17 protein-coding genes and 1 pseudogene are annotated in these 14,110 nt (G+C 70.5%); 1 reads left to right on the forward strand and 17 read right to left on the reverse strand.

Annotation, left to right across the window (positions count from 1 at the left end):
• Window positions 1-188: 188 nt before the first annotated feature.
• From AB0F29_RS06180 to AB0F29_RS06230, 11 genes are all read right to left on the reverse strand, one after another.
• Entirely contained in the window at window positions 189-749 is a 561-nt protein-coding gene (locus tag AB0F29_RS06180; RefSeq protein ID WP_361867926.1) for a hypothetical protein, read from the reverse strand.
• Window positions 750-914: 165 nt separating this feature from the next.
• On the reverse strand, window positions 915-1,859 hold the full coding sequence (locus AB0F29_RS06185) for a hypothetical protein (protein ID WP_361867929.1): 945 nt from the start codon (window positions 1,857-1,859) through the stop codon (window positions 915-917).
• On the reverse strand, window positions 1,856-2,602 hold the full coding sequence (locus AB0F29_RS06190) for a hypothetical protein (RefSeq protein ID WP_361867932.1): 747 nt from the start codon (window positions 2,600-2,602) through the stop codon (window positions 1,856-1,858). The genes AB0F29_RS06185 and AB0F29_RS06190 overlap by 4 nt, the downstream gene beginning before the upstream one ends.
• 44 nt (window positions 2,603-2,646) lie before the next feature.
• Entirely contained in the window at window positions 2,647-3,405 is a 759-nt protein-coding gene (locus tag AB0F29_RS06195; protein WP_361867935.1) for a DUF317 domain-containing protein, read from the reverse strand.
• Window positions 3,402-4,244 carry a hypothetical protein gene (locus tag AB0F29_RS06200; protein ID WP_361867938.1) on the reverse strand — a complete coding sequence of 281 codons (843 nt, stop codon included), beginning with the start codon at window positions 4,242-4,244 and terminating at the stop codon, window positions 3,402-3,404. The genes AB0F29_RS06195 and AB0F29_RS06200 overlap by 4 nt, the downstream gene beginning before the upstream one ends.
• A gap of 126 nt (window positions 4,245-4,370) precedes the next feature.
• Window positions 4,371-6,155 carry a TraM recognition domain-containing protein gene (locus tag AB0F29_RS06205; RefSeq protein WP_361867940.1) on the reverse strand — a complete coding sequence of 595 codons (1,785 nt, stop codon included), beginning with the start codon at window positions 6,153-6,155 and terminating at the stop codon, window positions 4,371-4,373.
• A 33-nt stretch (window positions 6,156-6,188) separates the two neighbouring features.
• Window positions 6,189-6,974: a DUF317 domain-containing protein gene (locus AB0F29_RS06210; protein ID WP_361867943.1), complete on the reverse strand. Its 786-nt coding sequence runs from the start codon at window positions 6,972-6,974 to the stop codon at window positions 6,189-6,191.
• The gene (locus AB0F29_RS06215) at window positions 6,962-7,543 is read right to left on the reverse strand and encodes a hypothetical protein (RefSeq protein WP_361867946.1); all 582 of its coding nucleotides are present in this window, start codon (window positions 7,541-7,543) and stop codon (window positions 6,962-6,964) included. The genes AB0F29_RS06210 and AB0F29_RS06215 overlap by 13 nt, the downstream gene beginning before the upstream one ends.
• Window positions 7,544-7,605: 62 nt before the next feature.
• Window positions 7,606-8,421: a DUF317 domain-containing protein gene (locus tag AB0F29_RS06220; protein ID WP_361867948.1), complete on the reverse strand. Its 816-nt coding sequence runs from the start codon at window positions 8,419-8,421 to the stop codon at window positions 7,606-7,608.
• Window positions 8,421-8,618: a hypothetical protein gene (locus tag AB0F29_RS06225; RefSeq protein ID WP_361867950.1), complete on the reverse strand. Its 198-nt coding sequence runs from the start codon at window positions 8,616-8,618 to the stop codon at window positions 8,421-8,423. Before AB0F29_RS06225 ends, AB0F29_RS06220 begins: the two co-directional genes overlap by 1 nt.
• Window positions 8,619-8,915: 297 nt before the next feature.
• Window positions 8,916-9,689 (reverse strand): DUF317 domain-containing protein, encoded by a 774-nt coding sequence (locus AB0F29_RS06230; protein WP_361867952.1) that lies wholly within the window; start codon window positions 9,687-9,689, stop codon window positions 8,916-8,918.
• A gap of 80 nt (window positions 9,690-9,769) precedes the next feature.
• Between AB0F29_RS06230 and AB0F29_RS06235 the strand changes: the two genes are divergently transcribed.
• The gene (locus AB0F29_RS06235; protein WP_361868742.1) at window positions 9,770-10,549 is read left to right on the forward strand and encodes a hypothetical protein; all 780 of its coding nucleotides are present in this window, start codon (window positions 9,770-9,772) and stop codon (window positions 10,547-10,549) included.
• Here the strand turns inward: AB0F29_RS06235 and AB0F29_RS06240 are convergent.
• From AB0F29_RS06240 to AB0F29_RS06265, 6 genes and pseudogenes are all read right to left on the reverse strand, one after another.
• A pseudogene (locus AB0F29_RS06240) lies at window positions 10,550-10,873 on the reverse strand (hypothetical protein); the annotation flags it as partial. It lies immediately after the preceding gene.
• Window positions 10,874-11,107: 234 nt separating this feature from the next.
• Window positions 11,108-11,353, reverse strand: coding sequence for a hypothetical protein (locus AB0F29_RS06245; protein WP_361867955.1), 246 nt, complete (start codon window positions 11,351-11,353; stop codon window positions 11,108-11,110).
• Window positions 11,340-12,137: a DUF317 domain-containing protein gene (locus AB0F29_RS06250; protein ID WP_361867958.1), complete on the reverse strand. Its 798-nt coding sequence runs from the start codon at window positions 12,135-12,137 to the stop codon at window positions 11,340-11,342. Before AB0F29_RS06250 ends, AB0F29_RS06245 begins: the two co-directional genes overlap by 14 nt.
• Entirely contained in the window at window positions 12,134-12,517 is a 384-nt protein-coding gene (locus AB0F29_RS06255; RefSeq protein ID WP_361867960.1) for a hypothetical protein, read from the reverse strand. Before AB0F29_RS06255 ends, AB0F29_RS06250 begins: the two co-directional genes overlap by 4 nt.
• A 270-nt stretch (window positions 12,518-12,787) precedes the next feature.
• A complete protein-coding gene (locus AB0F29_RS06260; RefSeq protein ID WP_361867963.1) occupies window positions 12,788-13,549 on the reverse strand; it encodes a hypothetical protein in 762 nt (253 codons plus the stop codon).
• A gap of 23 nt (window positions 13,550-13,572) precedes the next feature.
• The gene (locus tag AB0F29_RS06265) at window positions 13,573-13,926 is read right to left on the reverse strand and encodes a hypothetical protein (protein ID WP_361867965.1); all 354 of its coding nucleotides are present in this window, start codon (window positions 13,924-13,926) and stop codon (window positions 13,573-13,575) included.
• Window positions 13,927-14,110 lie beyond the last annotated feature (184 nt).

Raw genomic sequence — 14,110 nt, forward strand, 5'->3', positions numbered from 1 at the left:
GGTGGGGGTGCTCATGGAATTCCAGGGGTGAGGGATTGGTGATCTGCGCGGTAAAGGGGGAGTCGGGGTGCCCGGGCGACGGGCGGGCGGTTACGGCATCCGGGGCCGGTCAGGACGGGGGCGCGTCGTCGCCGATCGGACGGGCCGCGGATTCAGGGGCTTGCGTCCCCGGGGTGGACCGATGGGGGTCAGCGGGTGCGTGGCGTGGCTGCGGCTGTGCTGGCGGGCATAGGTGCGGGCGGGCTCGTTGTGGTGCGGGTGTACGCGGTGGTGCTGCGGAGGACTTCGAGGTGGGCGCCAGATTCGGCAAGACGCCAGAATGCCCATCCGGTACGGATGGGTGAGATCCCCGGGCGTAGCGCCGTGATGACGGCGCGAGCAGCGCCGCTGGGGGTCTTGTACTGCCCCGCCCCGGGGCCTGCGGGGATGCTCAAGGCGCCGGTGGAACGGTCGAAGTGCCCCTCGATGCGCCTGCGCTGATAGATGGCGTAAACGGGGGTGAACATGTCCGGGCGGGCTGGTGTCTCGGGCGAGGGTTGGGCGTAGAGGCGGAGCAGGTGAGCGATGGTCTCGCTGGGGGTAATTCCCAGGGCGCGGGCGAGGAGGGTCACTTGCTGGTGAATGTCGACTTCGACGCGGAGGTGCTGGGGCCGGGATGTCAGGTCGTTCTCCTTGGCGGTGGTCTTGGAGCGGAGGCCCGGCAGGGGCGGGTTGTGGCTGTGTCGTAGGTCCGAAGCCGCTCTGAGCACTGACCGGGCGCATGGCTTCGGCGGCCAGGATGTGCTGTTGCGTGCGCTGGAGGCGTCGTGAGCCGCGTGCAACGCGCTGAACTCGGTACAGACCGGCACCGAGTGACATACACGTAAGGATGGGTGATAAGGGAATTGCGAGATTCTTGCGATGGGGGCGCAGGTTCAGCGCCGGGATGGGTGCGAAGTGCGGGCTGCCGTCGGCGGTGGCGGGGGCGTTGCCGAATTGGTCGACGCCCGCGAGATGCGGGTGGCTCGGTGGGATGTCGAGTGGGGCAAGGCGTCGGCAATGCGGCGCACGGTGAGGAGGGTCTGCTGGTCCGTGCCGGAGGGCTCCGTGCCGAGGACGTGGTCGCCGGGTCGGAGTTCCGCTGCGGTGATACGGATAAGGGTGTGCTCGACGCGGACTTCGGCGCAGGGGGCCCAGCCCAGGCTGGTCAGCGCTGCTTCCAGCGGCAGGTTGTGCTGGGTGATTTGGTGGCGCAGGGTGCTGGCGGGGATCTGGGTGTGGCGGGCCCAGTCCTCCAGCCCCATGCTCAGGCCGAAGGCCCGGTACGGAATTCCCGTCCCCAACGTGGAGCGTTGCTGGGGCTCCTCGGCGATCGCCTCTTCGGCGTCCCAGCCCTCGGCCAGACGGCGGCGCATGGTGTTGTAGGCGCAGCCCGCGCGGGGGTCGACCGACCAGTGGCTGAGCGGCTTTGTCTCCCCGAACGCGGTGACATGGAGGGTGAAATGGGGTCCGTCGCCGCCCTTCTCCAGGGCTTCAGCGAACGTCATGCCTGACGTGTTGAGGCGGTTGTAGAGCGTGTGGTGTTTGATTCCGCTCTGTTCGGCCCACCCGCGGAGGGACAGGGTGCGTCCCGCATGGGTGTAGGTGAGGTCGGGCTTGTCATGCCGGGCGGTGGTGATGGCGTCCGCCGGCTTCCACCCGAGTGCGAGCCGGGTACGGAGCGCCTCCCGGGTGATAGTGCAGCGCTCGTCGACCGCCCATTCCCGGAGAGTTTTCGACTCTCCGAAGGCGGTGATCTGCCCGCGGGCGAGTTCCCAGCGGTAGCGCTCGGTGCGCGGACTATCGGGGCGGCGTGCGGGCTGGTCGGGGTCGGGGGTCACCGGCCGGGTGTCGCAGAGCGCGAGGCGGCGGGTCTGGTGGCAACGCCGGGTGCCGGGTGGGCGGGTGTCACCGCAGGTGCGTCACGGCTGGCCGATGGTGTGGTGATCACGGTGGCGAGGGCCGTGGCGCCGTCGAGGGTGAGACGGACCCGGTCCTGGCGGGGACCGGGGTCGAAGGCCGCGGGCGCTGACCCGGGGCTGCGTTCGACGAATCCGTGGGACGTCAAGGCCCGGAGCGCGCTGAGCGGGACGCGGGCTCCGGTGCTGTGCAGGTACTCGCGGTCGAGGGAGCTGGTGCTCACGACGTGGCCGAGTGCGATCTCGTGCAGGGCAGCCTGCTGGACGGTATCGAGCCGGTCGTCCGGCTCCGGGGCGTGGCCGGAGCGTCTGCGGCGCATGTGGGTGGCGATCCGTGCGGCACTGTCGACGACAGCTTCGGGGGCGAAGGACGTTAGCTCACGGGCGAGGTGGGGCTCGTGGCGCGAGGCGGCATCGGCGAGGTAGGCGACTTGTTTGAGCCGTACCAGCGCGGCGGTCAAGTCGGCGTGGTCGAAGAGCTTCAATCCGGCAACCGCTGTGATCGCGGCGGTCGTTTCCGACGCCAGGCGCTCTGCGGACCGGGAGTGGCCGGTACTGCCGAGGTCGAGGGAGTCGTTGTGCCGGGTGTATTCACCGGCGAGGACCAGCAGTTGCCCGACAGGAGGGAGCGGGGCGGGCACATCGAAGAGGGCATCGGGCGGCAAGGTCATCATCTGAATCCGGGGCTGATGGGTTCGGAGCGGGCGGGTCAGCGGTGGCGCAGTGACCCGCTCGTGTGCGCAACGGTGCGGCCGACCTGATCGACCGCGTGCACGGTGTGCCCGCCGAGTCCGCCGATGCTCAGGGGGATGATGACGGCGGCTCTGCGGGCGAGGGTGGGAACGTCCTCGAAGTGCCTCAGTACAGGCCGGTCATCAATCAGGTGGGTCATAAACTGGGCGGTGACGCGCTCCGGGGTGTCCACGGTGAAGCTAGCGGTCCAGTGGGTGTCGAAGCCGTCGAGGACCGAGTGCTTGACGTACCAGACATGCTCGGTACCCCCGGTGTGCTCGGCGGTGCAGTGCCCGTCCGGGGACGTCCAGGTCGCACCGTGCAGGGCTCCGCGCACCGACCAGCCGCCTGCGCGGGCGACGCTGGCGGTGCTCTGGTCGGTGACGGGGATGCGGTCGGCGTACTGGTCGTCGCCCAGCATCTGGGGCAGGGCCTGCGTGACGGCGGAGATCGCCTCGACGGGTGTCTGCCGGGAGAACTGGGCCTGCCAGAAGGGTTCGTGGTGCGAGATCGTCCACCACAGGCCGTCCTGCCGGAGGGGATCGAATTGGACGAAGACCTCACCGCCGGGGCTGGCGAGGAGGGCGTGGCGGCCGTGCGGAAGTTTCTCGACCGTCGTCCAGCCGAAGTGGTGGATCAGAGGGCCGAGCGCGTCAACGGTCGTGCTCCCAAGGCCCGACCCCGCCAGATGGCGCGGGGAGACCAGGACGCGGTCCTGGGGCGCAAAGCGCGTCACCGGTGCGCTCCCGGCACCCCAGACGCTTTGGGCGCGGCCTTGGCGGGGGCCGCCGCCTTGGCAGCCGGGCGCGGGCCGGCGAGAGCCCGCTGCCCTTCCTCGGTGACGGCGATTCTTTGTCCGCGGAACAGCGAGGTACTGGTGTCCCGGTCGACGAGCTCACGCTTGGCCAGGGCCTCATACGTGGCCATCGACACGCGGTCGCCACTATCGGTGTAGACGCGGATCATGCCCGGCCTCGTCTCATACAGCCGGGACGCGCCGAGGGAGAAGGTCTTGAGCGCGTCGTACTGGGTGCCGGACAGGTCGGGGCTGGCCTTCCGCTGGGCGGCGGTGGTCGTTGCTTCCCGCGCGGTGGTGAGGTCGCGGGCGATGCCGGTGGCGACGTAGTGGCAGCCGGTCGCGCTCAGGTCGAGATGGCGGACTGCGTCAGCGAGGTGGCCGGTCATCTTCGGGATGGCCTCGGCATGGCGAGCAGTCCGTACGGAGGCGCTGTCCGCCGGGTAGCCGGGGAACGGCGCACCTTCGTAAGGGTTGGCGTGCAGCGCGTTCGCGAGGTCGGTGCCGGCCAGAGAGGAGGCGAAGACGACCGAGGCCAGGCACTCCAGGCTGGCTTGGCTGCCGGGGATACTGGTGTACGCGCTGGAGTCGAGCGCGCCCAGGCGGATGAGGGTGGCGGTTGTCAGGTACTGGGTCCTGAGCAGGAGCGGTCGAATCTTGCGCAGCGCGTCGGTGCCCGGCGTGTAGTACACGTCTCGGACGCGGACGCTCATGGCCTCGAAGTCCTGTGCCAGCGAGCGCAGTTGGTCTACTTGCTCTGGCAGGTTGAGTGGGTGCATGGGTTGGTTCTGCTCCGGAGGATCGGGTTATCGGCTTCGGGCGGCCACGGCGGGTGGTGACAGTGCCAGGCGGGCACGGACTCGCGTGCCTCCCAAGAGCGGACCGGCACGAGGTGCCGCCGTTGATCACGCGGCCTTCCCGAAGTCGGGCTGCTGCGGTGCGTGCTTGGCGACCGCGCGGTCGGTGATGCCCCGCGACGCGCGGGCGGATGCCTCGGACAGCTCCGCCGCTCCGGGCTCCCGGTACCACGGGCGGAGGTCGAGCATGGCGGCGCGCATGCCTGTGGCGAAGCACAGCGCGGTGCCCTTGGGGAGGGCGCGGATCGCGTCGGCGGGCAGGATCCGCTCCTGCCGCATCGACACCGACGTGCTCTTGCCGGACTCCGAGTGCGACGTGGACGTGGTCTCGACGTCGTGGTCGCCGATCAGGCGGGACAATTTGTCCGCGAAGTCGGGGTCGTCGATTCCGGCTCCGATCACCTTCACGGTTGAGGCGCTCCACATGGCGTCCATGCCCGCGTCCCCCCAAACTTTCTGGCCCTGGCGGTAGGACTGGAGGATGGTGATCGGGATGATCCCGCGGCTGCCGAGGTGGGAGTACAAGTCCGGGAGGTCCGAAATTTTGCACACGTTCGCGGCTTCGTCGAGGATCGCGAGCATCGGCGGATCGAGGCGCCCCCCGGCCCGCTCGGCCTGGGCGGTCGCGGCCCGCATCACCGAGTCCGCGCACGCGGCGATCAAGGCCGAGGCGCCGCCGCCGCCGTCCTTGCTCAGCAGGAACAGCGTGTCGCTGGAGGTGACGAAGTCGGCGGGCCGGAATTCCGGCACGTCCTTCTGCGGGGTCACCCAGGCCGCGATTTCATTATTGAGCAGCGCGGCGGCGTACTGGCGGGCTGTCTCGTAGATCCCGTCCCGGGTCTCGGGCGGGCCTTCCACCGTTCCCTTGAGCTGGGCTGCGACGGCGGCGAAGTCGTGGTCGCGCAGGATGTCCAGCGGCGTGCGGTCGGCGGGAAAGGCGAGCCACTGCATGATGTCGGTGATCGGCCGCTCGTCGAGCGCTGCGGCCAGCAGGAGCTGGGACAGGATGTTGCTGCCGGCCTTGGACCAGAAGTCGCCCTGGGCGCTCGCGTCCACGCTCGCGGCGAGGAAGTGCCCGGCCAGGCGGCCAGCACCGTCGAGGGTTTTCGCGGTGGCGAGGGGGTTCCACCACATCTCGCGACTGGCGTGGGCTATCTGCTGCGGGTCCATGGTCCACACCGTCCCCGCAAGCGTCCTGGCCTCATAGGCCGTGGTGAAGGCGTCGCCCGCCGCTTTGTTGGAGGTGAGCAGGACCGGGCCGGGCGCGCTGAGCATGGAGGGGATGGCGAGCGAGGTCGTCTTCCCGGAGCGGGGTGCCATGATCGCGACGGCGACGTCCTCGAACCCCATCCGCACCTCGTGCTGCGAGTTCTGAAGGTTGCCGAGGAGGACGCCGGTGTCCTTCGGGTCGATGTGCTTGGAATCCTTCAGGCTGGGGCGCAGGGCACGGGCCTTGTCGGTGATCGCCTTCGCCATCAGCGGCTCGATGTCCCGGGCTGTGGCCATGTCCGTGATCTTCTTCCGCCCGCCGTTGCGGTTCTTGTGCCGGGCCCACAGGACGGCCGCCGTCCCGCCGAGAGCGACGACCAGAAGGACGGGCACGATGCGTGTACTGAGCAGGAGGGACGTTTCTCCTGCCTCGGGCCACAGCTGCTCGGGGTGGAGCAGGGCGGTGGTCGGCTGGTACGGGGCCGTCGGAGCCCGGCTGATGTAGGCGGCCGTGTTACCGGCCAACCAGGCGAGGTGGGAGAGAGGGACGACCACGGCGAGCACGCCGAGGAGGAGACGAAGGACCAGGTCGTAGCCGTCGGTCGAGTTGGAGGAGGGGGGCAAAAGGCTTCGTGTTTCCGTACGGGGAAGTGTGGATCAGCGGCGGCGGTAGTTGTGCGGCGCCGGTGGCCTCGGCGGGCTGGGACCCGCTGACGGCGTGTCGTGCCGGGCGGACAGCGACTCGACGCGACCCGTCAGGGCTGCGGCGACGAGCACCGCGGGTACGTCCAGGGCCTGGCGGCTGATGACCTTCGGGTCCAGAGTCGCGAGGCCCAGCGGACCGTTGGTGCGCCACACGGGTCGCGGATCGGTGAGCGCGGTGGTGAACGCGCTGATCAGGCGTGGTGGGGTGTATTCGCCGAAGCGGGCCTGCCATACCGGCCGGTCCGGGCCGAGTGTGGCGGTGATGAACCACGCTCTCGGGTCCTGCTCGTCACCCAGACGCTGAACGAAGGCCGTTCCGTCGGGCGAGACGAGCCCCTCGGCGCCGGGGGCGGAGATCCAAGAGCGCTGGTGCAGAGGCTCGAACGGGTCGGAGGGGGCCTCCTCCGACGCAGCCGGGTCAGTGAGGGCGTCCATGAACTCGGCGACAATCTCAACCGGAGTACGGGCGCCGAAGCTCGCGTACCAGGCGGGTCGGCCCTCGTCGGCGCTGTGGTGAAGGACCCACCATTGGCCGTCCGCATCGGGCTCCAGCCGCAACACGGCTGTCTCCGTGGGGCTGGTGAGGACCACCCGCGGCATCAGCGGGTCGTAGTCGTAGCCCCAGCCGCAAGCCCGGTTGAGGGGCACGGTGATCCAGGCGGGGTCGCCACCGCTGGCGAGGTGGCGCGGTGCGATGTAGTCGACTTCGACGGTCTCCGGTTCGGTCACGGGCGGCACCGCCGAGCCGGGGCACCAGCAGTAGGTCCAGGCTGCGCACCCACCCTGTTGAGAACAGTGGTTGCCGGCTGCCGTTCTGCCAGGGCGTTGATGGCGAAGAGGGTCTGGCCGTGGCTGGTCCATTGGTTCAGGTAGGGCCAGGCGTCGGCGTAGCTCTCGGCGAGCGCTTCCTCGTACCCCGCCCCACCGGGCCCAGGGCGGCCCTGATTCAGCCCGACGAGTACGGCGTGCAGGCGCTCGGCGGCATCGGCGAGTTCACTCACCTGCCAGGAGTAGCGGCGGGTCCGGTCGGAGCGCGACAGCTGAGCGAGCTGTCGCTCGGCGGCGTGCACGAGTTCATCGGCGTGGTAGTACACCGAGCTGAAGGCGGACAGGGTGTCGCTGTCGCGCTTCTGCTGGCGTCGGCCGTAGGACTCTTCGTCGTGGGGCTGGCCCGTCACAGGGTCCGAGTGCCGGCCTGAGTAGGCGTCCCAAGCTGCCAGGACTTGTCGGCTGTGCCGTAGGTAGTGGGCGAGCTGGCGGAGGTAGAGGCGGTGCGCCGGGCTGCCGGCTTCGAGCGAGATCGTCAAATGGTGACCCTTCGTGATCGTTCGAGGGAGTGGCGCGGGCGGCCGTGGTGGCTGCGCGCCCTTCAGCGGCCTCGTGCTGCGGGCACGGCCACTTCGGCGGCGGGTGCCGGTGCCGGGTGCGTGGTGCTGGGGGCATTGCGGCGGGCCTTGCGGGCTGCGGACCTGCTGGCCTTCAGTCGTGCCTCGTGGGCGGCAGCCAGCTGATCGCCCTGGGCCGCCCCGCGCTCCACCTGCTTGACAAGGTGGTTGTGCGGCACGTCCCAGCGGCCACGGGAGACGGGGGCGGGGTCGACGAGGGCGGTGGCGAAGCCTGCGAGCAGGTGCCGAGGCGTGCGGTCGTCGAAGTATGCACTCCACAGGCGGTGTTGACCGCCGAGGCCGGTAGGCGGCGCGACCACGGCTGTCCAGCTGAACCAGTCGCTGTCCAGGCCCGCGGACCGTTCCATGGTGGTGATGCCGTCCGGGTGAAGCGCATGCTGGGTCTTCCCGTCGCGCTCGACGGTCCAGCCGGCGGCCTGCAGCGTCGGCCAGATGTCCGGCTCTTCCTTGGGGGCGGGCCGCAGGAGCGCGTCGGTGAATCCGGCGAGGATCTCGACAGGAGTGTTGCCGCCGAAGGCCGCGTGCCAGTCTCCCGACCTGATACGCCACCATGCGCTGTACGAATCGGGTGTCGGCTCCAGGACGAGCGAGTGCCGGTAGTCGGGGCTGGCCAGAACGACATGCGGGAGGTCGGGATCACCGACGCTCTTCCAGCCGCCGGCCCGCAGCGCCTGAGTGACGTGTCGCGGATCTCCCGGGCCGGCGAGGTGGCGGGGCGTGGTGTCGCACCAGATGCGTGACCAGGGTTCGTTCGCCTGGCTGGCGATGTATGGGGACATCACGGGGCCGTCGGCTGACCGGCAGCGACGGCGTACTGGCGAAGCTGCCGCACGTCCCAGTGCAGGACGTGCCCGTCGGTTGCCTCCTGCGCGGCTTCCCGGAATGCGTTGGTGATCGGACGGGTCTGATCCCACTCGGTCAGGCGCTGTTGGGCGACGAGCCGCGCAGAGCTGCGAAGGACATCACCGAGGAGCATGGGGGTGCCGGCGCCTTCGTCGAGGAAGCCGGTGAGGAATGGCAGGGCGTGGGGCAGGGGTGAACTGGCATGTAGGTAGTCCCTGGGCCGCGCCAACGCGGCTGATACCTGCGCGACGTGATCGCCGCTGGGCGCGGGGCTATGGGGCATCGAGGGGGCTTTCGTGTCGAGGGGAGGGGTGTGTCTGGGCGCCGTTGGGGCGGCTGCCTGATGCTTGTGTGTCCGGCCGCGGAGAGGGCCGTCAGCGCCTGTTCAGTGACCGTAGGCCGGGGGCCGCAACCGTACGGGGCAAGGGGATCAGCGACTGCGGCCGTGGTGGGGCGGTGGCAGATCCGGAGGTCGCCCATCCCCTAGGAGGCTGTCGCCACGCCGAGACGCGAGAGAGCGGACGCGGTGTTCGAGCGCGCCATCGATGTACACGGCAAGCACGCTGGTCGTCCTGCGGGAGACGAGGCTTGGGTCGAGAGGGGTCGGCAGGCTGCTTCCGCGGCCGATGCGGTGCACAGGCTCCCGGTCGGCGAGCGCGGTGGTGAACGCGGCAACCAGGTGAGGCGGTGTGTGCGCGCCGAAGCGGGCCTCCCAGGCTTTCGGTTGAAGGCCGAGGGAGACGGTGATGCCCCAGGTTGGAGCAGCCGGTGTTCCCAGCCGCTCGATGTACGCCTTGTTGTCGGGGGAAACGAGGCCGTTGTCGAAGTACCGCGACCAGCCGGCCTGCCGGAGTGCTCCGTACGGGTCCCAGGGCGCGTCAGGTTCTGGGGCCGTGAGGGCGTCCATGAACGCGGCGATGAGTTCGACCGGAGCGCAGGCCCCGAAACTCGCGGACCAGGCGGGCCGGTCCCGGTCGGCTGCGTGGTGAAGCGTCCACCACGGTCCTTCCACGCCGGGCTCCAGGCGCAGCACGGCCTTCTGGTCGGGGCTGGAGAGGATGACGCGCGGCAGTAGCGGGTCGCCGTCGTACCGCCAGCCGCAGGCGAGGTGGAGGGGCCGTGTGACCCAGGCGGGATCGCCGCCACCAGCAAGATGGCGCGGCGTGATGAAGGCGACCTCAACGGTCTCCGTTGGCGAGGGCACGGTCACCTCCGCACAGGCGTTGCCCGACCGGCGGACAGGGCGGCGGTGACGGTCGGTGGCGGCGCGAGCGGTGACGAAGCGTGTCGCGCGGCGGAGTTGATGTCACGCAGCGCGTGAGCGTGGGTTGTCCAGTCATCGAGCGAGCTCCAGCACTCGGCGTGGTGCTCGGCGAGCGCGTCATCGAAGGAGGCGGTACCGGGGCCGGGAAGAGTGTCCTTGGTGCGCAGCCACTCCTCGCTCAACCTGTTGAGCTGGTCGAGGGCATCGCGAAGAACTCCGAGCTGATACCCCCAGCGGTTCTGCACCACGGCCTTGGGCAGGGCGCTGAGCTGTACGTCGGCGGTTGCCAGCAGGTGGTGCGCGTGGGCGCGGATGTTCTCGAACGCCCGGGCCGTTTCGGCGTCGCGCCGGCTCTGGCGCAGCCCGTAGGCGTGGTCATCGTGCGGCCAGCCGTCGAGGTCGGTGTGTTCCTCGGAGTAGGCGTCCCATTCGGCGAGAATCCTGCTGCTGTCGCGGACGAAGCCGTCGACCTCCTTGAGGGACCTTCGGTGGGTGGTGTGGTCAAAGGCGATGGTGCGGAAATCCTCTCGGGTCTAGCGGCGAGCGGTCGCCCGGTGGGTGCCGGACGGCGCCGGAGCGGTCGGGGGTGTCGTCGTTGGACGGCGGCGGGCGGCGCGCACCTGCGCTCGGATGGTCTTCAGCCGGTCGGCGTGTGCTTGGACTACCTGCTCGGGGCTGAGGGCGCTCGGCTTCTGTACGGCACGGTAATGAGCGGTGCGGTCGTACATCGCGCGTTGCAAGGGCGCGGTTTCGGTGAGCGCTTGGAGGAAAGCGGTGATGAGGGCCTCGGGGACCGGTGAGGGGAGCCAGGCGCCCCAGATCTGCCGCCCCCTCGGGGTGCCGTGTCCTGGTTCGCAGGTATCGACGCGCCAGTACGACGTCTGTGCGCCGCCCTCGTGGGTCTCGTTGTGTCTTTCGACGTGGCACATACCGTCGGGGGATTGGGCGGTGGTCGTGGGGCCGACCTGCCATCCCGCCGATTCCAGGATCTGGAAGGGGCGGGGCCCGGGGCGGACGGTGGCACGCTCAGTGCGTCGGTGAGTCGGCCCAGGACCTCGGCGGGGACGAGCTCGCTGAACGCCGCGTACCCAGCCCGGTGCCATGTCGGTGTATTCGGCTCGCATCGTCCACCAAGTGGCCGTACGGGGCGGCGGGTTGAAGTCCACGGTGTAGCGGCGGTCGGGGCTCGTCAGGACGATCTGTGGGCTGAGCGGGTCGGAACTGGTGGTCCATCCTGCGGCAGCGAGTCCGTGGGTGACATGCCGTGCGTCGCCGGGGCCGGCGAGGTGGACGGGGGCTGGCGTCGTAGGGAATCTGATGCCCGTGCCGGTCTGTGAAGGCCGCGAGCTGCCGTTCGGTCACCGCAGCCGGTCGCCCCCCGGCTCGACGGAGAGGTGGTGGAAGTAGAGCCTCGACGGCTTTCCCGTGTGGCCTATCAACTCCGGTAGATAGACCCGGGGTTCGCGGGCGCTGCGGGTGTCGGTGCGTTCTCGCAGGGGGCGGGTCGGGCGGCGTGGTGCTGCGATCGCGGTGCGGATGGTGTCCGTGGTAAGTGCGGGCACGGGGCTCCTGGTGCGGTTGGCGTTGAGGTCAGCGACGAGCACGGGCACTACCGGAATGGGCTGGGGGGTTGGCCGCCCGGGGGCGGGGCCCGCGGACTGAGTTGCGGGCCCAGGTAGCCGCGCGGGCGGCAGTTGCCCGAGCCTGCTGCCAGGCCCTCAGCTGAGAGGGAAGAACGGAGACCGACGTGGTCCGAATTCGGGAGCTGTGCGGGACGCGTCCGAGCGGGCGCATCACGGGATCCGGGCTGGCGAGCGCCGTGGAGAAGGCTTCCACGAGGTGCATCGGTGTGCTGGAGGCCAGCTGGGCGGTCCAGCCGTTTCCGTGCTCGTCCGTGGCCCCGGCGAGCCACACTGCCTCACCCGGCTGGCTCTGCTGGTAGCGGACCCAGGCAGTGCTGTCGGCGCTGACAGCGGTGACGTGATCGGCGTCCTCGGGGGCGTGCCAGCCCTGTTCGAGGAGAGGCGCCCACACGTTGGGGGCGTGCGCGGAGCGCGGTTGGGTGAGCGCGTCGGTGAGTCCCGCGATGATCTCCACCGGGGTCTGCTGACCGAGAGTGGCCCACCACTCGTCCTGGTGGGCGGAGGCGGTGCCCTGGATCACCCACCCACCGGGCAGGACATGGGGGTCGTAAGCGATCCGGATGGAGCGGTCCGGGCTCTCCAGGAGAAGGCGTTCCGGCTGTGATTTGTCCCGCCAGCCGGAGGCATGGAGGAACGCGGCGACGTGCTGGAGGTTTCCTCCCCCGGCGAGGTGGCGAGGCTCGACGAGGTAGTGCTGCTCGGCCTGCTCACCGGGCCCCCAGCCCTGCCACTGTGTCTTCTTCACCGGCGCCGCCGGACGACGAGTGGCACGGGTGCCGGGGCCTTCGCCGCGGTGGCGACGGGCCGGGTGCCGACCCGCCGGAGGGTCTCGGTGTGTTCGTCCAGGTCGAGGGCGACGTCGTGCAGTTCGTTCGAAGCCCGGCCCAGGGCGAGCCATACCTCGGGGGGAAGGGCACCTCGCTCTGCCTGGTCCTTGGCGAACATGCTGCCGACGGTGACGAGATGGTTGATGCCGCCGAGGACTCCGTTGTCCGGGTCGAGGACGCGGGAGATGACTTGCGCGGCCTGGGGCGGTGGCAGCTGGGAGAGGTGGTCGGCGAGCTGGCCGAGCTGGCGGGTGATCTCGTCAGCCAGCCGCACCGGGTAGGGGACGGGGTGGGACATGCTCCTCCGGGTCGGTGAACGGTTCAGTGCTGGTGCCGCCCGATGCGCTGGGCCTCGGCGAGGACGGCCTCCGGGCGGGCACCGGCCAATGGGGAGGCGCGGTCGGGTCCGGTCGGGATGCAGGCGCGCAGGTAGCGGCGGAACAGGGCGGTCGCGAGTCGGGGCGTGAGCCGGCTGCTGATCGGTGGGGGTGTGCGGGCGGTTACGGGGTTCTCCGGGAAACGATTCAGTGCAGGGCGGCCCGGGCATGTGCCGGGGCCGCCCGGGCGGTTAGATGGCGCGGCGGACTGATGCGGTGTGCGCGGGGGAGCTGGCGGGAACCGGCGGCACGGGCGGTGCGGAGGCGGAAACGGTCCGGGCCGCAGGGTGCTGCAGTCCGGTCGCGAATCCGGCTGCTTCCAGCTGTGGGCCGAGTTCGCGCAGGGCGCGCGCCTGAGCCTGGGTGTCGTCACCGCTGAGGCGGTAGATCCCGCTTTGCGGGTCCTGGGTGAAGCCGTGGGCGAGCAGGATCTCACCGGCACGGTCGCCGACGGGCGCGGTGGCGACGCTGCCGTCCGGCTGCCAGTTCAGGACGACCCGGTCTGGCTGGGAGGGCTGGAGGCCGCCCAGGGCGTTGTGGCGGACCTGGGCGAGTGCGGTGTCGTAGCGGGCGAGGAGGTCGCCGGCGACCTCCTCGGCGCTCAGGAACGGGTCATCCGCCAGGGCGATGCCGTTGGGCTCGGGAACGGCGCGGTACGCCTCGTCGGGCAGTGCGCGCGGGGCGACGGCGGCGACGAGGAACCCGTCGCCGTCGTGCCGGTCCAGGACGACGAGCTGGGCGCCGTCCTGTCGGCTCAGGACGGCCGCTTGCTGGAGCGGGTGATCGGCGAGCGCGGCGGCGACCAGGTCCAGGTCCCAGATTCGGTCGGCGAGGTCGACGAGGTCGTCCTTGGCGTCCGCGGGGATGTGGGAGCTGGTCCAGGAGTCGGGGAGTTCGCCGGCGAGGACGTCGGCGTACGAGGCGAGGCGCTCGGAGGTTTCGTGGTCGTGCATGGTGTCCTTGGGCGAGATGGGAGTCAGCGGCGCAGTCCGGCGGCCACCGGGGGCGGTGGGGCCGGGAGCGTGCGTGGCGGGGGTGGGCAGGCGCACGCGGCGGAGCGCTCTCGTTCTGTTGCGGGGACCTCTTCGCGGCAGGTGCTGCGGCCGGGGTGCGGGGCGTGCCGGTCGGCGAGAGCGTTACGGGTGTCGGAGAGGTCGGTGCGGATGGTGCGGAGGTGCTCGTCGGCGAGGTAGCGGAGCCGTCGGGCGATGTGCGGGTCTGCCGGCTCGTCGAGTCCGTCGTGGAAGTCGGCGGTGGCGGTGAGGACGTCCGCGACCATGGCGAGGATGCCGTCGTGGGAGGCGGTCAGCCCGGTCAGGGCCTCCGCCACATCGTCCGTGCTGGTGGCCTCGCGAATGCGCTCGGCAAGGTGGGCGACGGACGAGCCCGTGGTCGGGTAGATCGCCGGGCGGGCATCGGTGTCGAAGTTCCCGTCACAGCCGACGGAGTATCCCCTGGCTCGGAGGCGGGCGACGGCGCCCGTGGCAAGCCGTTCTTCGTCCTGGTCGGACAGG

The sequence above is a fragment of the Streptomyces sp. NPDC026589 genome, from assembly GCF_040638385.1.
GTDB lineage: Bacteria > Actinomycetota > Actinomycetes > Streptomycetales > Streptomycetaceae > Streptomyces.